The organism is Hymenobacter arizonensis (genome assembly GCF_900115775.1).
GTDB lineage: Bacteria > Bacteroidota > Bacteroidia > Cytophagales > Hymenobacteraceae > Hymenobacter > Hymenobacter arizonensis.
Window position 1 is genome coordinate 20257 of record NZ_FOXS01000006.1, and the last position, 22547, is coordinate 42803.

Consider the following 22547-nt stretch of genomic DNA (forward strand, 5'->3'; position numbering starts at 1 on the left):
GCGCCTTCGGACTTTTACTGCGTTTTCCATTCTGACCCATTTGACACATTCAGCCCCACCCGTTATTACAGTTGTGGGCGGCGGCTTTTCGGGCACGGCACTGGTGTTGCAGCTGCGGCAGCAGCCGGCACTGGCGCAGGCTCAAATTCATTTGATTGAGCCCCGGAACATCCCCGGCCCGGGGCTGGCATACACTGCGCGCCGGCCCGAATACCTGCTCAACGTACGCCCTGGGGGCCTGAGTCTTTACCCCGATAAGCCCAGCCACTTTGCCACCTGGCTGCAAAGCCAGCCCGAGGGGGCCGCTGGCCTGCCCGATTTTGCGTCGCGGTCCAGCTACGGCCGCTACCTGAACGAGGCGCTGACGGAAGCCCTCACGGCTTCTCAAACTGGTGGCGGCAGCCTGATATGGCACCAGAGCAGCGCGGTAGTAGCCCGCCTTCGGCCCGATGGCCGCCGCGGCGTACTTCTTGCCAATCGCACCACGCTGGTGAGCGACTTTGTGGTGCTGGCGCTTGGCAACTTCCCCCCTCCCCCACCGGCCGGGCCCGACCACCGCTACCTCCACCACGACGCCTACCACGCCGACCCGTGGGCAGCGGGCAGCCTGCGCCGTATTGGCCCCGACGACTCTGTGCTACTCATCGGCTCGGGCCTGACGGCCGTGGACGTGCTGCTGGCCCTGCGCAAGGACGGGCACCGGGCCCCCGTGGCCGTGGTGGCGCGCCACGGCCGCTGGCCCACCGCCCACGGCCCGGCTACGGCCCACTATCCAAATTTTTATCCGGAGCTGGCGAGCGAAACGACCGTGATGGGTGTGCTGGCTGTGTTCAAGCGGCACCTGCGCGCAGCTGCCGCCCAAGGCACCGATTGGCGGCCGGTGCTCGATGCCCTGCGGCCCGACCTGGGGCGCATCTGGGGCGCGTGGCCGCTGCAGGAGCAGCGTCGTTTCTTGCGCCACCTGGCCGGAATTTGGGCCGTAACGCGGCACCGCAGCCCGCCGCAAAACGCTGCCGCCGTAGCAGCCTTGGAAGCCGCCGGCCTGGTGCAGCTGCACGTGGGCACAGTGCGCGAAATACTGCCCGACGGACCCGCATTGCGGGTACGCGTGCGGCCCCATGGCGCCTTGGGCAGCTGGCACGTGGCCCAGCATGTGGTGTGCTGCACCGGCCCCCTGCTCGACTACAGCCGCATTGCCGACCCGCTCGTGATGAGCCTGCGCGACGCCGGCCAGCTTACGGCCGACTCCCTGCGACTGGGCTTGCTCACCGACGAGCACGGAGCCCTGCGCGGAGCCGATGGCCAGGTTTCCAGCACCTTGTTCACGCTGGGGCCCAGCCGCCGGCCTGCCTATTTTGAGTCGACGGCCGTGCCGGAACTGCGGCAGCAGGCCAAAGCTCTTGCGGTGGAGCTGGCCAAGCGAGTGGCCTCCTGAGAAAACAAACCCAATGAAAAGCCCCGATTACCATTCTTGGCAATCGGGGCTTTTCATTGGCATTTGACTAGCTGGCAGAGCGCCAGCATGTCTAAATTTAGGCGGCCATGCGCTCTGAGTTGGTATACAGTGGCAGCACAGGGGCCGCTTCGGTAAAGAAGGAGGGCGCGGGGGTGGTAGCCTGAGCCGGGCCGGTAACGGCCGCATCATCGGCGTGGCGGCGCAGGGCGCGCATCAGCAGGTACTTGTATTTCTCAGCATCGGCCAGGGCCTGCTCAATGGCTTGCACGGCATCGGAATAGGCCACTACCGGCTGCAACTCGCGACGCGGACGGCGGGCTTCGAAAACATGGGCTTCGAGGTATTCGGCAGCAGACTTCATGGTTAATAATTTGGCTGAATTGTCGTCAATATCGGCGTGCTATATTAACCAAAAAGGCCTTGTTTTCATTCCTCTAATGGGTTGATTTACGACAATTTTTATAACTGTAAATCAATGCGTTAAAAACAGATTTTCAGCATCTCCGCGCTTGGGCATTAAGCCAAAATCTAGACAATTTTCAACACCACTTTGCCAAACTGAGCGCCCGCGTCGAGACGGCGCAGGGCGGCTTCGCCTTCGGCTAATGGGAACACCTCGTCCACGACAGGAACGATGCTTTTTTCCGTAACCAGCTGTAGCATGTCGTCGAAGTCCTGCTCGCTACCCATGGTGGAGCCCAGGAGGCTGAGCTGCTTCCAGAATACTTTGGCGGGCGGCAATTGGGGAATGTTTCCCAGCGTGCCGCCGAAGAACACAATACGGCCACCAGGAGCCGCCGCATCGAGCAGGGAGTTGAACGCATCGCCGCCTGCGCTGTCGATGATGACGTCGAACGGCCCGCCAGCCTGCTGCACCAGGGTTTTCACCCAGTTCTCGGCGTTGTAGCTGATGCCGCCTTTGGCACCCAGCGTTTGGGCGCGGGTTAGCTTCTCTTCGGAGCTCGACGTAACCCAGACCTCGGCCCCGCGGGCGGCGCAAAACTGGGCGGCCAGTAGGGCTACGCCTCCGCCTATTCCGGTCACGAGCACGCGCTCGCCGGCTTGCACTTGCGCCCGGGTAAAGGCGGCGCGGTAGGCGGTGAGGCCGGCCAGGGGCAGCGCTGCCGCTTGCTCAAAGGTTAGATACGCCGGCATGGGGCGGATGTAGCGGGCTGGCAGCGTGATGTACTCGGCGAAGGTGCCGGGGTCGGGCATGCCGAGTATTATAAAATCTTTGGCCTGGGCGCGGGGGTTATCGCCCCAGCGCAGGCCGGGGTTGATGAGCACCTGCGTGCCCACGGCCGGGGCATCGGTCGGCACGTTTTCGCCGTGCGCTGCTACTTCGCCGGCGCCGTCGGCACCAAGGGTGCAGGGCAGCTTGATGCCTGCGTATTTGCCCTGCTGGATGAAGACGTCGCGGTGGTTCAGGGCGGCGGCGTGGAGTTTCACCAGAATTTCGCCGTCCGCGGGCGTTGGAGCTGGCACATCGCGAACTACCGCGGGCTGATGAATGGCGTCGAGCTGGAGGGCTTGCATGGATTCAGTGAGAGGTGAGCAGTTGTAATTAATATCGTTGGCTGTTGTTCAACGAATCGTGTACGCAAGAGCGGCGGCGGACAGAGGAACCCAGCCGCCACGGATGACTATTCCTCAACGTTCTTCTTTAGCCCCGCCAAAGCAAGTGGGCCAGCTACCAGCAAGCCCGTGAGCAGCCCGCCGAGGTGAGCGGCATTGTCAATATTACCTGTGAGGCCTGAGAGCAGGTTACTGAGCACTAGGTAAACGACCAGCCCCAGCATAGCCCGGCGGTCCGACTTATTGAGCACCAGCTTCTTGCTTACCAGCATGGCCAGCAAGAATCCGTAGAGCCCGAAAATAGCTCCGCTGGCCCCCACCGAGTTAACGCCCTGGAAGTGCCACCACAAACTGGCCAGGCTGCCTCCTATCCCGCTGGCCAGGTACACCAGCGCCAGGCGTAGGGCGCCCACCCGGTCTTCAATCAGCAGGCCCAAGAGCCAGAGCGAAAACATGTTCATCAGCAGGTGGGCCAGCCCCGCGTGCACAAACAAAGAGCTGACCAAGCGCCACGGTTCGCCGTGTAGGGTGCGCCCCGATACGTTGGAGCCCCACTGCACCAGCTCCTGGCCGGTTGGCTCGGAGGCTGAGACGCCGCTAAAGACCATCAACGCGAATATCAGCAGATTAAGGTCGAGCAGGATGGGCGTGGCCAGGAAGCGGCGCGACGGAATGAACAAGCCGCGCAGCAATTGGCCCAGCAGTTCGGGCCAGGTTTCGTGGGTGGCGGCGGGTGGCGGGGTTGGCTGAGCGGGGTCGGGCAGCAGGCCGCGACGCCGGAGCTCGGCTACTGCGGCCGCCCCCACGGCCGGCGGGAAGCGGGCGGCGTTCTGGGCCAGGTACAGCAGCTCAGCTTCGGGCTTTTGGGCAAAGAGCTGGGCAGCCAGCGCAGCGGTAGAGCCCGTATCGGGGGAGCCATTTTCAGGGGCAGATGCTTCCATAGGCGCGTTGCGCGGCAAGGAATGCGCCACCCTTGCCAACCGGTCAGTTTGCCAGCCATTGGCTGGCGGCGCCCATGGTAAACGCGGCGCTCGCAGGATTGTTAGCGCCCCGCGCTATTGGTTTGCGAGAACGCTCCAGCGGTTATATCAGCTTCATCTTTATCAGGGTGCGCCTGTAGCGCTGGCCCGTAACGGGCGATATGGGCGTCAGGTAGCCCACCAAATCCTGCACCTCCTTGGTGCGCGTGGTCATATCATCGTCTTGCAGAAACTGACGATTGGGCAGCAGCTTGGGCAGGATGTCGAGAATGTGCTGCTGGTGGCTGGCTGTTTTTTGCATACGAGTGTATCGTTCCTGCATTTCCGGGCCGAACTTATAGGTGTACACGGCAGCCTGGTTCCAAGCATCCCAGGTTTGACGAACCACCAATGTCTGGTCGGCAAAACTGGGCGAGGGGTCGCCCTCATAAGCTTGGTTGATGAGGTATTCGCTCTGAGTCTGGGCCCTCCAGAACAGCTTGCTCAACAGGCGGAACTGGCGCAGGTGCTGGGGGTTTGCTTTCTCAGAAGCCGGCACTTTGTTCAGCTGCTCGGTTACCATGCGGGTCACTACGCCGTCGTAGTTGGGAATGGCGCTGGTGGCCACTTCGGTGAGCTTGGGCGGAGGCAGGCGACGGCGGGCTTCTTCGCGGGCCCGCAACTCTGCTTGTTGGGCCTCGCTGCGCTGTTGCAGCCAGTAGCTGCCGCCACCCAGCACCAACAGGCCTAGGCCCAGCGCTATCATTCGGCCCCAGGAGCGGGTCGGCACTTCCTCGTGGCGGGGAGTAGTGGTGTCCTGGTAAGGGGCGGTGTTGACTACCGGCGCTTTGCCCCGGCGCTGCAGTTCGCGCCGGGCCGCCTCTACCAGGCTCGGCTGGTACTGTTCGGGATGTTCCAGAAAATACAGCAGCTCGGCATCGGTTTTCTGGTGGTAGAAATCGGTAACTGTGTCAGACACGGCAGTAGGTGGGGGCTGAAGAATGAATGCAGCAAGCAAGTTCGCAAATGCTGGCGAATAAGCCGCTCCCAACCGTGGGGCGCTGCCGCCGTAAAGCTTAACAGGAGCCGCAACCGCGTCCCGAAGCTCATTCCTTATTTCCATACCTATGTCTCCCGAAGAAACTCCCACCGACCCCCGTCCCGACCAAGCCAGCACCGGCGGCGTGACCACTTCGCAAAACGCTGATACCGACCAAAACGCCAGCGGCAACCCCGAGGCCGGCACGGCCGCCGATGGCGCCATCCCCGAAAGCACCCAGGAAAATATGGGCGACGGCGCTGGCATCCGCGGCGAATATGGCAACGCCAGCCAAACCAACGGCATGGAAGGCGGCCCGGACTCGCCCAAAACCGATACCGAGCTGACCGGTTCCTGATTGAGCCTACAGTAGCAAAACGTCATGCCGAGCGCAACCGAGACATCTCGCCCGCGCCTCGTGTCATGCTGACGGAGGAAGCATCTTATCACGCCTGAACGAACTGTTCTATGGTGAGAAGGTCCTTCGCAAGCTCAGGATGACACGAGGCGCGGTCGAGATGCCTCGGTTGCGTTCGGCATGACGTTCCGTTTTACCCAGAAGCATCACGGCCTGATATATCTGATTAAGACCGGCTTATTTGCTCAGCAAAGTGTGGGTTCTCGCTGCAGTTATATGTGCAGCTGAGGAGTTCTAGCTCCTCATTAGGTGCGGGGCGCCGTAATTTGCAGCACCTATTCGTGTTGTTGATTTCCCTAGATGCTCCGTTTCCTCACCGCTAGCCGCTGCCTGTTTGTTTTATTAACTTTTGCCCTGAGCGGCCTGGTGGCCTCAGCTCAGGCTCAGACTGCGGGGGAGGAAGAGGCCCCGCTGCCCCCCAAGCGCGAGCTGCGCGGCATGTGGATTGCCACTGTGGAGAACATCGATTGGCCCACCCAGCGCGGCCAAACGCCTGAGCAGTACCGCCGCAGCTACTTGCGCCTGCTCGATGCCGGCCAGCGCGCCGGCCTCAACGCCGTGTTTGTGCAAATCCGGCCCGCCTCGGATGCTTTCTACAAGTCGGACATCGAGCCCTGGAGCAAGTGGCTGACCGGCACGCAGGGCAAAGCCCCCGCCAACGGCGACGACCCCCTGCCCTTTCTCATTACGGAGGCGCACCGGCGCGGCATGGAGTTCCACGCCTGGTTCAACCCGTACCGGGCCACCATGGATTCGGTGACGAGCCGGCTGGCCGCCAACCACCCCTATCGCCAGCACCCGGAGTGGTTTCTGCGCTACGGCGGGCAACTGCTGTATAACCCCGGCCTGCCACAGGTGCGCTCGCACATCACCCGCGTGATTCTGGACGTGGTGCGGCGCTACGACATCGATGCGGTGCACTTCGACGACTACTTCTATCCCTACCCCGCGCCGGGCAAGGTGTTTCACGACGAAAACGCCTTCCGCGACCACAACCCCGAGGGCTTCGACAAGCTGGCCGACTGGCGCCGCAACAATGTGAACGTGCTCATTCACGACCTGCACGACAGCATTCGGCTGGCCAAGCGCTGGGTGAAGTTCGGCATCTCGCCGTTCGGTGTTTGGATGAACAAATCGGCGCACCCGCTGGGCTCCGATACCCGCGCTGGGCAGCCCTCCTACGCCAACCTCTACGCCGACTCGCGGCTGTGGCTGGAGAAAGGCTGGATTGACTACATCGTGCCGCAGCTGTACTGGAGCACCAATTTTAAGCTGGTGCCCTACCCCATTCTGCTGGAATGGTGGACCCGCAACCACTTCGACCGCCACCTCTACATCGGCCACGGCACTTACCGGATGCTGGAAAGCACCCGCTCCGATACCACCTGGCGCAACCCGCGCGAGCTGCCCCGCCAAATCCGCCTCAACCGCTCTTACGAAGACGAAGTAACCGGCAGCGTGTTTTTCTCGGCTAAGTCGGTACTGGCCAACCCGCTGCACACCACCGACACCCTGCGCCAGGACCTGTACCGCCACCTGGCCCTGGTGCCCACCATGCCGTGGATGGACGCCCTGCCGCCCCAGCCCGTGACCAACCTCGTGTTACGCCGCCTCAGCCAGAGCGTGACGCTGACTTGGCAGCCGGGCCCAATAGCGGCCGATGGCGATGCCGCCACCTACTACGTCCTCTACCGTTTTGGGTCCAACGAACGGGCGACGCCCAACGACCCCCGCCGAATCCTGGCGCTGCCCCGGCCCGCGCCCGGCTTCCCAGCCACTTATGTTGATACCACGGCCGTGCCTGGCCAGGCCTACGCCTACTACGTGACAGCCGTCGACCGCCTGCATAACGAGAGCCGGCCGATGCGCGTCATCACCAACGGCCTGCAGTCGCCTGAGTTGGCACAGGGCCAGCTGCCCGGGGCGGTAGCGGGCCAGCCTTCGTCGACTACGGGACCGGCCGGCACTAGCACCTCCCAGCCCAGCATCATCTTCCGCCCCGATGCGCAGAACCAGGCGCCTGACGGCTCTAATCAGCTTTTGAAAACCAAGACGAAAGAAAAAACCAAGGACAAAGGCAAACGCAAAAGCTTTTTTGGCCGGTTGTTCGGGAAATAGGAGGCTTGCCTGACACCAAGCAAAAAGGGACGTTTTCCAAGGGGAAGCGTCCCTTTTTGCTTTTATGCCAATAGTCTATCCCTGTAGGCCAACCTTCATATCCCGGCTCTGCTCGGCTTAGCGACCGATTGGAATAAGCGCTTGGCAGCTTCTGAAAATCGTCCGAAAGGCATCTTTTTGTTTAGAATTCGTACCTGTTTGTGGGTTGAGGTTGGAGAAGCAGACGAGAATGGAGCAACCATATTAAACACCAGCTTATTAGCAATGCGTACAAATTTATCTGGCTGGCTCTTGGGAGTTATGACGGTGCTATGTCTACCGGGCCACGCCCAGGTAGAGCAGGCCAACCCTTCTACCCTGCCAAGGCCAGTAGCCGAACAGGCACCAGCGGCCGTGGCCAATCCGGCTTCGCCGCGGCAGCTTTTTCCGGGCCTGTTTGAGGCAGTACAAACGGGCCGTGTCTTCGCCGACAACAAAACATTTGTTGATGCCGCGCCCCGACAGCGGCCGGCCACCATTCTGACAGCCTGGAACCGCGAAAAGAAACAGCCCGGCTTTCAGCTGAAAGCGTTTGTGGAAGCCCATTTCGACTTGCCTGCTGAGGGTGGCGCTGTATTTCAAAGCAACGTGCAAGCGGGCTTACGCCGCCACCTCGACACCCTCTGGACGGTGCTGGCGCGACCGGCGGCGCCCGCCGTTGACCCCAACGACTCGCTGGCGGAATACCGCTCGCTGCTGCCCTTGCCCAAGCCGTACATCGTGCCCGGCGGCCGCTTCCGCGAGGTGTACTACTGGGATTCCTACTTCACCATGCTGGGCCTGGCCGAGGCGGGCCGCAATGAACTGGTGCAGGACCTCACCGACAATTTTGCCTTCCTGATAAACCGCTACGGCTTCGTGCCCAACGGCAACCGGAGCTACTACCTCACCCGCTCGCAGCCGCCCTTTTTTGGCAGCATGGTGGCCCTGCTGGCCAAAGACCAAGGCAACGGCATCCTGCTCCGCTACCGCGCGGCTCTGGAACGCGAGTACCGCTACTGGATGCTGGGGGCCGACAAACTTGCCCCCGGCACCGCCGCCCACCGCGTGGTGAAGCTGCCCGGTGGGGCTGCGCTCAACCGCTACTGGGACGAGAGCACGCAGCCGCGCGAAGAATCGTATGTGGAAGACGTGACGGCGGCCAAGACTAGTAAGCAGCCACCCGCGCAATTCTACCGCAACGTGAGGGCGGCAGCGGCGTCGGGCTGGGACTTCAGCAGCCGCTGGTTTGTGCCGGGCGGCGGCTTGGGCACCATCCAAACCACCGACCTGGTACCCGTCGACCTCAACTGCCTGCTCTACCAACTAGAGCAGACCCTGGCCGAAGCCTGCCGCACGGCGGGTCAGACCGCGCAGGCCCGCGACTACACTGCCAAAGCCACCCGCCGCAAAACCGCGCTACTAGCCCTGAGCTGGGACCCCAAAGTTGGCTGGTTTCAGGACTATAATTGGCGCACCCGGCAGCGCTCCAGCATCCGCACGCTGGCGGGAGTGTTTCCGCTGGCCTTCGGCCTGGCCACGCCAGCGCAAGCCAAGCGCCTGGCCACCAACCTGCAATACAACTTTATGAAGCCCGGCGGGCTCGTTACCACCCTGAGCAAGACCGGCCAGCAGTGGGATTCTCCCAACGGCTGGGCGCCGCTGCAATACCTGGCCATAGATGGCCTGCGGCGCTATGAGCAGCGCCCCCTAGCCGATACCCTTGCCCGCCGCTGGGTCGGTCTCAACCGCCGGGTGTTTGCCCAAACCGGCAAGCTGCTCGAGAAGTACGACGTGGTGAACCCCAACCGGGCCGCGGGCGGCGGCGAGTATCCCCTGCAAGACGGCTTCGGCTGGACCAACGGGGTGTTGCTGAAGCTGTTGGAGTGGTATAAACTGGAGTAAAAAAAGAGGCCTTCCCCAATTGGGGAAGGCCTCTTTTTCTCACGTTACTACTTGCTTTAAAGTGAACGGTACTCAAACCGAACTCGTGCACTAGAACCGGCAGTACTGGGCCGAACACTCAAGATGCGTAATAGCATAACTTCCGCCCCACGCACCCGCACGGCGTATACATCGCCAGCCGCTACGGGCCCCAACTCTGCGGTTAGCGCTGAATTGTTGAGATAAAGCGTCGTGGCAGCAGTATTGACCGTAGGCGTGGTAAAGAAGCCATTGGCTACCTGGGCAGGTGTGGCCTTGTAGTAGCGGGTGTTGTTTGCGGCCGATAGGGTCACGGTACCGCTGGCAGAGTTCACCACCAAGTCTTTGGCTGCCGGTGGGTTAGCAGCCGGCTCAATTAAACCAGTACGGAAGTTAAAAGCCAACGAATCGGGCGTGGCGCTGGCACCGCCGCTGATGCGGCCAGTGCGCAGAGTAGCCAGTGCCGTGGCCGGCCCTACTGCAATGGATGGGGCCGTCACCGTAACGGCCTGCACCGCTCCGTATGCTACAAACGAGTAGGTTATGTTCTGGCCGTTGGCATTCCGCGGTATGGTAACGTCAACGGTGCGGGTGTTGGCAGCGCCGTTGGATGGGTTGCGAATCACACCAGCTCGCACTGGGTTTCCGGTGCCGAGGCGGTAGAATGTGGTGAGGCTATCTACCGCTTTGAACAAAGGCGCAGCGGCAGTCGGCAACATAGGTGGCGTGGGCACCACGCCAATGCCGGTTTCATTCAGAATGAGTGAGTAACCGATAATATCGCCCTCGCTCTGCGCGGTGGCGGCCAAGCCATTGCGATAGGTAGCGGGCGTGGCGCCAAACTTTAGGGTAATGGCCCGGGCTACGTTGTAGGTGAAGCGCCGCATGCGCTTCGAACCGTCCTGAAAATTCAGGGTAACGTCGACGCGTACCGGAACGCCGTTGGTGGCGTTTGGTACTACGTAAGGGACCGACAGGGCTTGGAGCTTACCGTCCGCGTTGAAGGTACTTCCGGTAGCCGGGTAAACGCCCGTTTGCACGGAGTCGGCCCGGTTGATTACTTGGAACACCGTGACATCGCGGAGCTTGTCGGTCTCGGAAAAGGTTACAAACAGCGGCACGGTCTCGCCGGGAGCATAGCGCGCTGCCAGCGGCACACGGGGCAGGCCCAGGCCGGCAAAGCCGGGCTCTTCGCGCAACTCGTACAGGTCGTCCAGTTCCTCTTTCTTACAGCCGACAAGGGTAGCGCCCAGCGCCAGCACCGCGGTCAGCATTTTCAAAGAAAAGTATTTCATAATAAGGCGATTTAAAGTCAGGAAAAGTCAGATGAACCGCCTTATCTCTGGTCGAACCAGAGCGGTTTGGACACGTAATCGTTGTTGTCTTTGGCGCCGACGTCGCTGAAGAGCTTGGCCACGGCGTTTGGGTTCACGGTGACTTCGGTAGCTCCGGGCAACAGGCGACGCGGATATTGCCCATTGGGAAGCGGCAGAACCTGCGAGCCCCCGTAGGTGGGGTACACGAGGTTCACGTAGAGCGAGGGGCTGAAATCGTGGCGGCGCATGTCTGACCACGTGTCCGGGTTGAGGAACATGGCGATGTACTTCTGCTCCATGATGGAGCGCAGCGTCACGTCGGCTGGGGTTTGGGGCACGGCGGCACTGGCCAGATAGTCATTAATCTGGTTCTCGAAAATGTTCGGGAACGTGACTGCTGGCGGCGAGAAGCTTCCTCCCCTGCCCACTTTGCGCATATGTGCCCGAATGCCCTCCTGCAAAGACTGCAACGCCCGTGCGCGGTTGCCGGCAGCCAGTGCAGCCTCGGCCTCGATGAACTTCACTTCGTGGTAGGTTATGGCCTCGTAGTAACCCAGGTCGCGAGCATACCAGCTGCCGTAGAAGTCGGTGAGCGTAGAACCGGGCGTGAGGTTGGCCGTGGCGGTGGTACCGCGAGCAGGGTCGATGCCGGTGCTGGTGGTGGGCGTCAGGATACCAAAGCGCGGGTCGACTACGCCGGGGAAAGTGGTGCCATTGAGGTACTTCACCACGTTTGAGGAGAAGGTAGCGCCGCCAAAGTTGGCCCGCGTTACCCCGAATATGTTCGTGGTGTTTACCAAGGGCGCTATCGCTACCTGGAAGTTGATTTGCGCGTCGTCGGCCGATGACTGGAACGCTTTGTCGCACAATGCCAGTACAGCGTTGGCGTCGTAGTTGGCTTTTTTGGTGAGGTGCTGAGCCTGACGCGCCTTCAGGGCATAGGCCAAGCGCTCCCATTTCAAGGGGTCGCCTTTGTAGAGGATGTCGCCGCTTTCGCTGGGGTTGGTGCTGTAGAATGGGCGCGCCTGCGAGCTAGCGGGCTTCAGCATTTCCACGGCGCCCTCGTCGCACAGCTGGTTGATGGTAGCGTAAATCTGCTGCTGCGGGTCGTACTTGGGCGTGAAGTTGGCGCCGCCTTGGTAAGCTTCCGAGTATGGAATGTCGCCGAGCATGTCGGTGGCGTGCGCCAAAATCATGGCCTGCATGATTTTGCCTGCGCCCACATAGTAGGACGAGCCCTCTTCCTGAGCGGCCTTGACCATGCCCGGAATGTTACCGCCCGCCTGGAAGTAAGACTGGTTGAAGGTATTGGTGCTTTGCGCGTTGGTGAAAAAGAACTGGTCGTTACCTCCGCTGTTGGCCGTGCGGCTCACCACGTACTGCGTGATAAATGGCGTTCGCAACGCCGTAAACATCTGGGTTTGGATGCCGTTGGCAATAATACCCGGCAGTATGAAATTAGGAGTTGAGACGACTGGGTTGTTGGGGTTGTCGTTCACGTCGAGAAATTTCTCGCACGCAGTTAGCGCAGTGCCGCCCAGTAGCAGGCCCAAGCTCATTATATAGCGGTTCAAGTTCATATCAGGTTTGATGTTTATTGGTTGTCAGACATTCAGCGGCCGCTATCAGTTCTCATCAGAGTGACTAGTAGCCCGCTCTGAACACCTAGAAATTGACCCGCAATGCCATGTCCACGCCACGGGTGGCGGGCACATTGCCAAAGTCGAAACCGTTGGAGCCGCCACCGCGCACGCCGGCACCGGCCGCGGCCGTTTCGGGGTCGGCGCCGCTGTATTTGGTCACCAACAGCAAGTTGCGACCAGTCACGCTCAGCTCCGCGCCTTTGATGAACTTGGTGCTGCTCAGCAAGCTGGCGGGCACGGCGTAGCTCAAGGTCACGTAGCGCAGGCGGGCCCACGAGCCGTCCTCGATGAAGGGCGTACCTACACCGCCCAGTATGGTGGCGTAGTAATTCTGGGTAAGCTCCACGGGACGGCTGTTTCTAGTGTAGCTGCCGTCGGGGTTGCGCACCACCCCGTCGAACACCACCGTCTTGTAGCGGTCGGCGGTGCGCTGGGAAGTGCCCACGCGGGTCTGGTACCAGTCGTTGCCGTTGATAACCACACCGCCCACTCGGAAATCGAGCAGCGAAGTCAGTGACAAGCCTTTGTAGGTAAACGTGTTGGTGAACTGCGTGGTGAAACGCGGAGCCCGGTTGCCGGCGTAGGTAAACAGCGGGTTAGCCGAAGGATAGCCGCCGGCGCCGATGAGCACCTGGCCGAAAAACTCACTGTTTACGTCGGTTACGCGGTTGAAATCGTAGGCGCCCACGCCCGTAATGGACCGCCCAATAAAGGCGCCGCCCTGGTGCACATCGGTAATGAAGGCATCGGACTGGAACACCACCGTAAGCGGGAAGGGCAGTTCCTCCACGCGGTTGGTGTTGTGGAAGAAGTTGGCAATGACGTCCCAGGTGAAATCTTTAGTTTTCACGGGCGTGCCGGTCAGGGCAATTTCCTGGCCTTCGTTGGTTACCACCCCACCGTTGATGTACTGCAGGATGAAGCCAGCGGCCTGGCTCACGCGGGGCGCAATAATCTGCTCCGAAGTGCGCGAGTAATAGTAGTTAAAGTCCAGACCGAGGCGGTTTTTGAGAAACTGCAGGTTTACGCCAGCCTCGTAGGTGCGGGTGCGCTCGGGCTTTAGGTTGGGGTTCGAGCCAAAGAAGTCGTTGCGGAAACCACCGCCGATGTAAGTATTCTGAGCCAAGGCTGCCTGAATGCGGTAAGGCTGCGTGTCCTTGCCCACCTCGGCAATGGAACCCCGGATTTTGCCGTAGTTCAGAATGTTGTTTTGCTCCAGGCCAAGGGTTTTGGTGAACTCATAGCCCAGGCCCACCGAGCCGTAGAGGAAACCTTTGCCGTAAATCTTGTTTTCATCGGGCCGCGGCAGGGTCGACGATTGGTCGTAGCGGGCCTGCATCTGCAGGAATACCTGGTTAAACATTGTGGCGTTCAGCTGCGCGAAGTTGCCGATGAGGCGGCGCGTGTTGTCGCGTTGCAGGGCACTCCGGTTCACAGTGTTGTTGAGGCCCACGAAGCCGGGGTTTTGAAAAATCAGGCCGATGTAGTCCACGGCTTGGCTTTTATTCTCTTCAATGCTGTTGCCCAGAATCAGCGAGCCACCAAAGTTGTCGTTAAAATTGTGGGAAAAATTGGCTAGCGTCGTGGCCGTAAGCAAGCGAAACTGCTCCACGGTCTCGGCGATGCCGCCGTTTTGGTTGCCCACCTGCGAAGTACCCACGGCGCGAACCGAGGTGTTGCGCGAGGTGTACACGTCGGCACCAATGTTATGGCTCAGCGTCAAAAACTTGAAGGCCTTGAAGCTAAGCTGCGTGTTGCCGATGAAGCGGTTAGTGCGGTCCGTTTGAGGGTTGCGCTCGACGGTGAAGTACGGGTTGTCGGCGTCGGCGTCGGTGCCGTTGCCTAGCGCCAGCAGCCGGCGGCGCGTACCGTCGGGGTTGAGGTAGTTGCGCGCATCATCGCCGCGCGGCCAGTTGAGCAAGCTCAGCAAATACCCACCCGACGAGCCAAACAAGCCGGGCCCCTGAATGGGCCGCTCGCCGCCCGTGGTGAGGTACTGTGCCGAACCGCTAACGTTGAGCTTGGGCGAGATTTCGGCCGTGCCCGACATGCGCACCGTGGTTTTGTCGTACTTACTTTGGGGCGTCACGCCGCTCTGCTGCAAGTTGGAGGCCGATACAAAAAACGTGGCCTTGTCGGAGCCGCCCGACATGTTCAGGAAATTCTGGTAGGTGTATCCCTTGCGGTAAAAGTTTTCCAGGTTGTCGTACACGGTTTGCCCCGGCAGAAAGCGCGGCCCGAAAGAAACCCGGGTGGTGCCGTCAAACAAGCCGTTGGAACCTTGGCCATACTGGTCCTGCAGCTTGGGCAGGCGGTTCACTTCATCTACCGACACCTGGGTGCGGAAGTTAAGTGTGGTGCGGCCGGCCACGCCTTTTTTGGTGGTAATCACCACCGCGCCACCGGCAGCGCGCAGGCCGTAGAGGGCGGCGGCGGCGGGGCCCTTCAGTACCGTGATGCTTTCAATGTCTTCGGGGTTGAGGTCGCCAGCGCGGTTGGAAGCGCCCACCGAGCGGCCCAGCAGGCCGTTGAACTGCGAGCCTGCTCCGGGCGCCGCACTTTCCGAAAACGAGCTGTTGTCCATTATCATGCCGTCGATGACGAACAGCGGCTGGTTGTTGCCATCGAGCGACGTGCCGCCGCGAATAACAATAGATGCACCCTCGCCCGGCGCACCACCCGACGACGTGATGTTTACCCCTGCAATCTTGCCTTGCAGGGCATTCACTATATTGGTTTGGCGCGAGTCGATGATGTCCTTGCTTTTCACTTCCTGCACGGCCGTTACCAGCGTGCGCTTGTCTTGGGCGATGTTGTAGGCCGTCACCACTACCTCATCAAGGCCGGTAGTGCTTTCCCTCAAAGCCACATCAATGTTGCCATCGGCACCGATGGTGCGCTCCTGCGGCGAATAGCCAATAAAGCTGAACACCAGCACGCCCCCCGGCGCAGCTTGCAGCGAGTAGCGGCCATCGGCGCCGGTGGTGCTGCCCGTGGTGGTGCCTTTCACCAGCACCGTCACGCCCGGCAGCGGGCTTTGGTCAGTGGCAGACGTGACGACGCCCGTGACGGTGCGGGCGGTTTGGGCCCAGCCGGGAGGTGCAAGTAGCACCCCCAGCAGGAGAAAGAGTAGCCAGTATTTTTTTGTCATCGGAAATTAGAATTAGGTGGGAAAAGCGAGGGAAATGAAGTCAATAAAAAAACCGGAACCTCGACCGGGCGCACCGTCGGGTTCCGGCCGCATGGTCGGAAGTGAGCCTTACATTGCTACAACAGAAGGCGTTGGAGGTCATAGTAAAATAGTAGAACTCGGAAGAGGAAAGGGCTGCTGAGTCAAAAATGCACAACAATCTCTGAAATACCGCACTCAGGTGTCTATCGAATGTAGCAGTTTATTAATATAAAAATCACGCAGTTGCCGCGTTTTCAGTGGTTATTTCCGCAGTGCTGCCAATCAGGTTTTGATTCCCGCGTGGGTTTCACCAACTTTCCACCCCCTCCGCTACTAAATCAGCCCTTTCGTCATGGCCCCTCCCCTCGCTACGCTGCCTGCTACGGCCGGCGCCCGCCTCCCCGTCAGCATCTACGCCGACTCCGAAGAGGCTTCGGCTTCGGTAGCGGCTCAAATTGCCGACCTCATTCGGGAGCGGGCAGCCGAGGGCCAGCCCTGTGTGCTGGGCCTGGCCACGGGCTCCTCGCCCACCCGCGTCTATGAAGAGCTGGTGCGCCTGCACCGCGAAGACGGGCTGAGCTTCCAGAACGTGGTCAGCTTCAACCTCGACGAGTACTACCCCATGGCCCCCGGCTCGCTGCAGAGCTACGTGCGCTTCATGCGCGAGTACCTGTTCGACCACATCGATATTCGACCCGAGAACGTGCACATTCCCGATGGCACTGTGCCCAAGGAGCAGATAAACGAGTATTGCCGCCGCTATGAAGAGCAGATTAAGGAGGCCGGCGGCATCGATTTGCAGCTGCTAGGAATTGGCCGCACCGGGCACATTGGCTTCAACGAGCCCGGCTCGGGGCCAGCCTCGCGCACCCGCCTCATCACCCTCGACCACGTGACGCGCACCGACGCGGCCTCGGACTTTTACGGCGAGGAAAACGTGCCGCGTCGAGCCTTGACCATGGGCGTGGGCACCATTCTGGAAGCCCGCAAAATCGTGCTCATGGCCTGGGGCGAAGGCAAAGCCGCGGTGGTGAAGCGCATGGTAGAAGGCGAAGTGACCGACAGCGTGCCCGCCACCTACCTCCAAAGCCACCCCGACGTGCAGGTGGTGCTGGACGAAGCCGCCGGCGCCGACCTTACGCCCCGCAAAACCCCGTGGCTGCAGGGCCTCCCCTGCGACTGGCAAGACGCGGCCCTACTGCGCAAAGCCGTGACCTGGCTGGCCCGCACCGTGAGCAAGCCCATCCTCAAGCTTACCGAGGAAGATTACAACGAAAACGGTCTCTCGGACCTGCTGGCGGAATCGGGCCCCGCCTACGACATCAACATTCGGGTGTTTAACGAGCTGCAGCACACCATCACGGGGTGGCCCGGCGGCAAGCCCAACGCCGACGACACCTACCGTCCCGAGCGCGCCGCGCCGTTTCCCAAGCGCGTGCTCATCTTCAGCCCCCACCCCGACGACGACGTCATTTCCATGGGCGGCACGCTGCTGCGACTTGTCGACCAGGGCCACGAGGTGCACGTGGCCTACCAGACCTCGGGCAACATTGCGGTGTTCGACGACGAAGCCATTCGCTTCGCCGAATTCGTGGCCGATTACGACCACGCCTTTCGCCTGACTTCTGGCGAGCCCGCCGACAACATCTACCACCGCGTGGCCGACTTTCTGAAAAACAAGCAGCCCGGCCAGGTCGATTCTGATGAAGTACAGCAGATAAAAGGCCTCATCCGGCGCGGCGAGGCTAAAAGCGCCTGCCGCCTGGCCGGCCTGCCCGAAGGCAATGCCCACTTCCAGGACCTGCCCTTCTACGAAACCGGACGGGTGCGCAAAAAACCGCTCGGCGACGAGGACATCCGCCTCACCATGGAACTGCTCAACCGAATTCAGCCCCATCAGATTTACGCGGCCGGCGACCTGAGCGACCCGCACGGCACGCACCGTGTGTGCCTGGCCGCCATCTTCCAATCCATTCAGCAGTTGCAAGCCTCCGGCACGCCCTGGCTCGACGACTGTTGGGTGTGGCTTTACCGTGGCGCCTGGCAGGAATGGGACATCGACCAGATTGAAATGGCCGTGCCGCTCTCGCCCCAGGAGCTCACGCGCAAGCGCCGCGCCATTTTCAAACACCAGTCGCAGAAGGACCGGCCGCTTTTCCCCGGCGCCGACCAGCGCGAGTTCTGGCAGCGCAGCGAGGCGCGCAACCGCACCACCGCCAAGCTTTACGACGAGCTGGGCCTGCCCGAATACGAAGGCATTGAGGCCTTTGTGCGCTGGGAGTTTTAAAGCAAGAACATCCAACTCCCCTCCTTTTTTAAGGAGGGGATGTTCGAGCCAACGGCTCGGACGGGGGTGGTTGCGCTCGTTGAACGACACCCGAACGACTCGCGCCTAAATCGTACGTCCATCGTTCAACGACTCAACCACCCCAGCTGGCGCTTTGCGCCAGCGTCCCCTCCTCAGCTGAGGAGGGGAGTTTGTCGTTCACCCTTCCTCCTTGCCATGAATGCTCACCTCGCCCGCTTGCACCAAATCGCCAGCCAGCCCAGTCGGCGCATCATTGGCCTCATGTCAGGCACTTCGCTCGATGGGCTTGATGTGGCCTTGTGCCGTCTTACTGGCCACGGGCCCGGTACCGAACTGGAACTGGAGCAGTTTCGGACGGTGCCCTACAGCGACGACACGCGGGCCCGCATCCGCACCGTATTTGCGAAGGAGCAGGTGAGTTTGGAATACCTGACGCTGCTGAATCCGTGGTTGGGCAGTTTGCATGCCGGGGCCGTTTTGCAATGCCTGCGCGAGTGGAACATCGCCCCGGAAGAAATCGACCTAGTGGCCAGCCACGGCCAAACCATCTACCACGCCCCGCAGCACCAGCATAGCCACCCCGATTTTCAACTTAATGCCACCCTGCAGCTGGGCGATGGCGACCACGTGGCCGTGGGCACGGGCATTATCACGCTCAGCGACTTCCGCCAGAAGCACGTAGCTGCCGGCGGCGAGGGCGCTCCCCTGGCCGCCTACGGCGACTTCCTGCTCCTCAGCAGCCCCGACGAGGAACGGCTACTACTCAACCTGGGCGGTATTGCCAACTTCACCTACCTGCCCCGCGCCGGTGGCGATGCCAGCTCCGCCTTCAGCACCGACACGGGCCCGGGCAACACCCTGCTCGACGCTACCGTGCGCGCCTTCCGGCCCGGCCTGCAGTACGACGAGGATGGCCGCTTGGCCGCGGCTGGCCGCGTGCACCAGGGGCTGCTGGCGGCGCTGCTGGCGCACCCCTTTTTCGTGGCTCCGCTGCCCAAAACCACTGGGCCCGAGCTGTTCAACACCGACTACCTGACGGAAGCGCAGCAGCGCAGCGGCACCATCACGCTGCCCTTGGATGACACATTGGCTACCCTGGCCGAGTTCAGCGCCATGGGCGTGGCGCGGGCTGTGGAAGCCGCTTTTGCCGAGCGGCTGGCCCCTACGGCCATCTACACCAGCGGCGGCGGCGCTCACAATCCCGTGCTCATGGCGGCGCTGAAACGCCATTTGTCCCTGGCCGACTTTGCGCCCACCGACACGCTGGGCGTGCCCGGCGACGCTAAGGAAGCCATCCTGTTTGCGGTGCTGGCCAACGAGGCGGTGGCGGGGCAGCCAGTGGCCATTGGGGCGGGACGGCAGCGGGTACCGGCCGTGAGCATGGGTAAGATTTCCTTTCCAGGGTGAATCAATTCTGCTTTTTAATAAGCATATTTTTTCTGCCTAACTTTAAATTATTCCCTAACTAAGCAATAGCTGGAAAGCTGTTCTCGCCCATTTACTTTTCTCACTCTCACCTTTTTTTCTATGTCCCACACCTACTCCTTATCTGGTCTCCGACATCATGTCGTGGGGCTGCTGGTCTTGCTGTTCCTGCTAGCTAGCGGACCGGCATCAGCCCAGAATACCCGCTACTCGCTGCAAGGCCGCGTGACCGATGCAAACGGTCAGCCCTTGCCCGGCACCACTGTGCGCCTGCTAAATACAGTGTTGGGAACTACTTCCGGGGCCGACGGTCGTTTTTCGCTGGAAGCAGCCCTTTCGCCGGGCGCCTACCAACTCGAAATTTCCTCGGTGGGCTACAAGCCGGTGCGCCGGCCCGTGACGCTGGGCGCCGAAACCACCGTAGCCGTGGGCGACGCGGCCTTGAGCGAAGACCGGGTGGGCCTGAACGAAGTAGTGGTAACCGGCACCTCGGTGGCTACCAGCAAGCGGCAGCTCGGCAACACCATTGCCACGGTGAGCGGCGATGAGCTGCGCACCACCGTGCCCACGCAGATAGACCAGGCCCTGCAGGGCAAGTTTGCAGGCGTACAAATCACCCAGAACTCGGGCAACCCAGCCGGCGGCATCTCGGTGCGCCTGCGGGGGCCGAGCACCGTGGCCGGCTCTTCCGACCCGCTCTACATCATCGACGGCGTGTTGGTCAACAACGACTCCCCTCAGCTGCTGGACCTGGGCGGGTATGCTCAGAACAGGCTGGTAGACATCAGCCCCAACGACATTGACCGGATTGAGGTCATCAAGGGAGCGGCGGCGGCGGCCATCTACGGCTCGCGGGCTTCCAACGGCGTGGTGCAGATTTTTACCAAGCGCGGCCGCGACGGTGCCCCCCAGGTTACGGTGTCATCACAATTTCTGGTGTCTCAGCTTCGCAAAAAACTCGATTACAACGAGTACCCCTTCCGCTTTAATACCCTTGGGGGCACGCTCGCAGCCAACGCCGACCGGTCGCAAACCGCAGTGACGCGCTACGACTTGCAGGAAGACATCTTCCGCACGGCGGTGGGAACCGATGACTACATCAGCGTGAGCGGCGGCGCCAACGGCACCAAATACTTCGCATCGGGCAACTACTTCCGCAACCAAGGCATTGTGGGCGGCACCGACTTTGCCCGCGGCGGCGGCCGGGTGCGGCTCGAGCAAACCATTGGCAACAAGGCCCGCGTGAGCGTGGGAGCCAACTACACGCTGAGCCGCAGCAACGAGCGGCCCAACGGCGGCATCAACGAGGCTTACGGCGTGCTCACCGGCTTCATTTTTTCCAACAACTACATCAACCCCGCTCCCGACCCCATCACCGGGCGCTACCCCAGCACGGCGGCCAACATCGTTCGTACCAACCCGCTGGAAGCCATTAACCGCTTCGATTTTCAGCAGCGCACCTCCCGCTTCATCGGCGACGCGCAACTCAACTTCACGCCTTTCACCGGCTTCTCCATCGACTATGTGCTCGGCTACGATGCCAGCACGCAAGTGGCCACCGGCTTCATTCCCAGAGGCAGCACGGCGCCCACGTTTGGCACGGGCCTCGCCCGCCGGGCCGATGCCACTACCTTCTTAGTAAACAATGATTTGACTGCAAGCTACAAGCGCGACCTGAGCGAGAATTTTATCAGCACCACCACGGTGGGCGGCACGCTGCAGTACCTGCAAAACGTGAACACAGGCATTCAATCCATCGATTTATCGCCGGGGCCGGTCACGACCGTTAGCGGCACGCTGGGGCGGTCCGGCGAATTTCGTGGCGAGCGCACCATCGTTGGTGCGTTCGCACAGCAGACTTTTGGCTTGTTCAACCGCTTTTTTCTAACGGGCGCGCTTCGCGTCGACGCGGCGTCGCTGTACGGTGCCAAGCAACGCACCCAATTGTATCGCAAGCTCAGCGGCTCTTATGTGCTGTCGGACGAAGCGTTCTGGCACGATGGCCCCCTGGCGCGAATAGTGCCCCAATTTAAGCTTCGCGCCTCTTACGGTGAGGCCGGCAACCTCACCGCTATCAACCCCTACCAAAACGTTACCAATTACGACCCCCTGGTGCTGGGCTCGTTGCCGGGCCTGGCGCCTGCCACGCTGCAAGGCAACAGAAATCTGGGCCCCGAGCGGCAGCGTGAAATAGAAGCCGGCATCGACGCCAGCTTTTTTGGTGACCGCGTGGGCGTAGAGTTTTCGGTTTATGACAAAAGAGTAACGGACCTGATTTTGCAGCGCGACCTGGCGCTGAGCTCGGGCTTCTCGTCCCGCTTCGACAACATCGGCAACATGCGCAACCGGGGCGTGGAGGTGTTGCTGCGCGTTGCGCCGGTGCGCACCACGGCCGTGACCTGGAACGTCACCGGCACGTTCACGCACAACACCAACGCCATTACCAACATTCCGGGCGGCCTAGTCACCTTCCCCAACGGCTTTGGGCTGGTTGCGGCGGTAGAGGGCCGGCCCTTGGGCACGTACTACGGCACCTATTCGGCCCGCAGACCCGACGGCTCCCTCCTGCTCACGCCCGATGGGCTGCCCCAACGCGAACGCGGCATTCAAGGCACCTTTGGGCGCCCCAATACGCCCCAGCGCGGGGCCGATGGCCAGCCCTCGGGCACCTTGCTCAACGACGTACTTGGCGACCCCAACCCGCGCTATATCGCTTCGCTCATCAACGAGGTGAGCGTGCTCAACAACCGCCTCACGCTGCGCCTGCAGTTCGACACCCAGCAAGACGTTTCGGTGTTCAACTTCACCCAGCGCGTGGGCTCGCGCGAGACGTTTGGCGGGCTCAAAATCTACGAGGCCGAGCTGCGGGGCGAGGTACCCAAAGGCACCAGCGTGAACGAGTATACCACCTTCGACAAATGGGTGCAGGATGGCTCTTTCGTGAAGCTGCGCGAGGCCTCCCTCAGCTACCAGCTTAAGCCTAAGTTCCTGGGCCTGCGCGACCTGCGCTTCTCGCTGGCTGGCCGCAACCTATTGGTGTTCACCAAATACAACGGGTACGACCCGGAGGTAAACGCCGCCGGCCAGAGCAACGCCGTGCGGGGCTTCGACTTTGTGGAGGTGCCAATTCCCCGGTCTGCCTCGGTGGGCTTCACGGCCAATTTTTAAGTTTTTATT

At 61.4% G+C, this 22547-nt stretch carries 14 protein-coding genes; 7 read left to right on the forward strand and 7 right to left on the reverse strand.

The features are described from left to right. The first annotated feature begins 40 nt into the window (after positions 1 to 40). Positions 41 to 1435, forward strand: coding sequence for an FAD/NAD(P)-binding protein (locus tag BMZ66_RS18735; RefSeq protein ID WP_177204802.1), 1395 nt, complete (start codon positions 41 to 43; stop codon positions 1433 to 1435). 97 nt (positions 1436 to 1532) lie between these two features. Here the strand turns inward: BMZ66_RS18735 and BMZ66_RS18740 are convergent, their stop codons facing one another. The 4 genes from BMZ66_RS18740 to BMZ66_RS18755 all read right to left on the reverse strand — a co-directional run bounded on the left by BMZ66_RS18740 (position 1533) and on the right by BMZ66_RS18755 (position 4969). Continuing rightward, on the reverse strand, positions 1533 to 1817 hold the full coding sequence (locus tag BMZ66_RS18740; RefSeq protein ID WP_092677182.1) for a hypothetical protein: 285 nt from the start codon (positions 1815 to 1817) through the stop codon (positions 1533 to 1535). 167 nt (positions 1818 to 1984) lie between these two features. Beyond that, positions 1985 to 2992, reverse strand: coding sequence for a zinc-binding dehydrogenase (locus tag BMZ66_RS18745; RefSeq protein WP_092677184.1), 1008 nt, complete (start codon positions 2990 to 2992; stop codon positions 1985 to 1987). Between the two features lie 107 nt (positions 2993 to 3099). After that, positions 3100 to 3972, reverse strand: a complete 873-nt coding sequence (locus tag BMZ66_RS18750) for a rhomboid family intramembrane serine protease (protein WP_092677186.1) — start codon at positions 3970 to 3972, stop codon at positions 3100 to 3102. Positions 3973 to 4114: 142 nt separating this feature from the next. Next, positions 4115 to 4969 carry a hypothetical protein gene (locus BMZ66_RS18755; protein ID WP_092677189.1) on the reverse strand — a complete coding sequence of 285 codons (855 nt, stop codon included), beginning with the start codon at positions 4967 to 4969 and terminating at the stop codon, positions 4115 to 4117. 148 nt (positions 4970 to 5117) lie between these two features. Here BMZ66_RS18755 and BMZ66_RS18760 point away from each other — a divergent pair, with 148 nt between their 5' ends. From BMZ66_RS18760 to treF, 3 genes are all read left to right on the forward strand, one after another. Continuing rightward, positions 5118 to 5387: a hypothetical protein gene (locus BMZ66_RS18760; protein WP_092677191.1), complete on the forward strand. Its 270-nt coding sequence runs from the start codon at positions 5118 to 5120 to the stop codon at positions 5385 to 5387. 360 nt (positions 5388 to 5747) lie between these two features. Beyond that, positions 5748 to 7565 carry a glycoside hydrolase family 10-like protein gene (locus BMZ66_RS18765; RefSeq protein WP_092677193.1) on the forward strand — a complete coding sequence of 606 codons (1818 nt, stop codon included), beginning with the start codon at positions 5748 to 5750 and terminating at the stop codon, positions 7563 to 7565. 300 nt (positions 7566 to 7865) lie between these two features. Next, positions 7866 to 9488: an alpha,alpha-trehalase TreF gene (gene treF, locus BMZ66_RS18770; RefSeq protein WP_177204803.1), complete on the forward strand. Its 1623-nt coding sequence runs from the start codon at positions 7866 to 7868 to the stop codon at positions 9486 to 9488. Between the two features lie 56 nt (positions 9489 to 9544). On the opposite strand, the gene BMZ66_RS18775 is transcribed toward treF, so the two are convergent. The 3 genes from BMZ66_RS18775 to BMZ66_RS18785 form a co-directional block, all read right to left on the reverse strand. Then, positions 9545 to 10801, reverse strand: coding sequence for a hypothetical protein (locus BMZ66_RS18775; RefSeq protein ID WP_092677197.1), 1257 nt, complete (start codon positions 10799 to 10801; stop codon positions 9545 to 9547). Positions 10802 to 10842: 41 nt separating this feature from the next. After that, positions 10843 to 12402: a SusD/RagB family nutrient-binding outer membrane lipoprotein gene (locus BMZ66_RS18780; protein WP_092677199.1), complete on the reverse strand. Its 1560-nt coding sequence runs from the start codon at positions 12400 to 12402 to the stop codon at positions 10843 to 10845. An 85-nt stretch (positions 12403 to 12487) separates the two neighbouring features. After that, positions 12488 to 15616: a SusC/RagA family TonB-linked outer membrane protein gene (locus tag BMZ66_RS18785; RefSeq protein ID WP_092677201.1), complete on the reverse strand. Its 3129-nt coding sequence runs from the start codon at positions 15614 to 15616 to the stop codon at positions 12488 to 12490. Between the two features lie 373 nt (positions 15617 to 15989). On the opposite strand from BMZ66_RS18785, the gene nagB reads away from it, so the two are divergent. From nagB to BMZ66_RS18800, 3 genes are all read left to right on the forward strand, one after another. Then, entirely contained in the window at positions 15990 to 17924 is a 1935-nt protein-coding gene (nagB, locus tag BMZ66_RS18790; protein ID WP_092677203.1) for a glucosamine-6-phosphate deaminase, read from the forward strand. 216 nt (positions 17925 to 18140) lie between these two features. Next, positions 18141 to 19352: an anhydro-N-acetylmuramic acid kinase gene (locus BMZ66_RS18795; protein ID WP_092677205.1), complete on the forward strand. Its 1212-nt coding sequence runs from the start codon at positions 18141 to 18143 to the stop codon at positions 19350 to 19352. A gap of 120 nt (positions 19353 to 19472) precedes the next feature. Next, positions 19473 to 22538 (forward strand): SusC/RagA family TonB-linked outer membrane protein, encoded by a 3066-nt coding sequence (locus BMZ66_RS18800; protein WP_092677207.1) that lies wholly within the window; start codon positions 19473 to 19475, stop codon positions 22536 to 22538. Positions 22539 to 22547: the final 9 nt, after the last annotated feature.

Excerpts from the sequence above, each read along its gene's own strand:
- treF (WP_177204803.1), top strand. The coding sequence starts at position 7,866 with ATGACGGTGCTATGTCTACCGGGCCACGCCCAGGTAGAGCAGGCCAAC.
- BMZ66_RS18740 (WP_092677182.1), bottom strand. The coding sequence starts at position 1,817 with ATGAAGTCTGCTGCCGAATACCTCGAAGCCCATGTTTTCGAAGCCCGC.
- BMZ66_RS18800 (WP_092677207.1), top strand. The coding sequence starts at position 19,473 with ATGTCCCACACCTACTCCTTATCTGGTCTCCGACATCATGTCGTGGGG.
- BMZ66_RS18785 (WP_092677201.1), bottom strand. The coding sequence starts at position 15,616 with ATGACAAAAAAATACTGGCTACTCTTTCTCCTGCTGGGGGTGCTACTT.
- BMZ66_RS18750 (WP_092677186.1), bottom strand. The coding sequence starts at position 3,972 with ATGGAAGCATCTGCCCCTGAAAATGGCTCCCCCGATACGGGCTCTACC.
- nagB (WP_092677203.1), top strand. The coding sequence starts at position 15,990 with ATGGCCCCTCCCCTCGCTACGCTGCCTGCTACGGCCGGCGCCCGCCTC.
- BMZ66_RS18760 (WP_092677191.1), top strand. The coding sequence starts at position 5,118 with ATGTCTCCCGAAGAAACTCCCACCGACCCCCGTCCCGACCAAGCCAGC.
- BMZ66_RS18795 (WP_092677205.1), top strand. The coding sequence starts at position 18,141 with ATGAATGCTCACCTCGCCCGCTTGCACCAAATCGCCAGCCAGCCCAGT.
- BMZ66_RS18765 (WP_092677193.1), top strand. The coding sequence starts at position 5,748 with ATGCTCCGTTTCCTCACCGCTAGCCGCTGCCTGTTTGTTTTATTAACT.
- BMZ66_RS18775 (WP_092677197.1), bottom strand. The coding sequence starts at position 10,801 with ATGAAATACTTTTCTTTGAAAATGCTGACCGCGGTGCTGGCGCTGGGC.
- BMZ66_RS18745 (WP_092677184.1), bottom strand. The coding sequence starts at position 2,992 with ATGCAAGCCCTCCAGCTCGACGCCATTCATCAGCCCGCGGTAGTTCGC.
- BMZ66_RS18780 (WP_092677199.1), bottom strand. The coding sequence starts at position 12,402 with ATGAACTTGAACCGCTATATAATGAGCTTGGGCCTGCTACTGGGCGGC.